General features: G+C 71.5%; 2 pseudogenes. Both read left to right on the top strand.

Annotation, left to right across the window (positions count from 1 at the left end):
* Positions 1-353 (top strand): annotated as a pseudogene (locus tag AC1DWF_RS35830) (esterase); the annotation flags it as partial.
* A 136-nt stretch (positions 354-489) separates the two neighbouring features.
* Positions 490-629: pseudogene (locus tag AC1DWF_RS35825) on the top strand (LLM class flavin-dependent oxidoreductase); the annotation flags it as partial.

Here is a 629-nt window from a genome sequence, read left to right as displayed (position 1 = left end):
CCTTCGCCCTCCGCGCCGCGCTCGATGCGCCGGACAAGGTGGCGGCGATCGTCGCCGTCGAGGGCACCGGCGCGCCCGACCCGGCGACGGTGGACATGGCGCGCATGCGCAACATCCCGCTGCTCCTGGTCTGGGGCGATTTTCTCGACCAGGCCCCCTGGCCCGCCTATCGCGTCGCCATCGACCGCTTCGCGACGGCGCTGGCGGCCGCGGGCGGCACGGTGGAGGTGCTGGAGATGCCGGCGCGCGGCGTCGCCGGGAATACGCACATGCTCATGCATGACGACAATTCCGACGAAGTCGCCGGGCTGATCCAGGGCTGGATGTCGGCCCAGGGGCTGATGAAGACCTGACGGCCGGCGGGGAGCGCCTACCGCCCACCGGCTTGCATGCCGGCGCGGGCGAACCCAGCTGAGGGATCAGGTCTTCCCTCCCACCCCTGGATTCCCGCATGCGACAGCTGAACCCCACCGGGCGGAACGCTCGGCCATGACCCTAGAACTCGGCCTCGACACCTTCGGCGACGTCACCTCCGGCCCGGACGGCCAGCTTCTCCCCCACGCCCAGGTCATCCGCGACGTCGTCGCGGAGGGCGTGCTGGCGGATCGGCTGGGCGTCGACTTCTTCGG

The sequence above is a fragment of the Aminobacter sp. P4_D5 genome (assembly GCF_056401815.1).
This window is presented reverse-complemented; position numbering and strand designations above follow the sequence as displayed.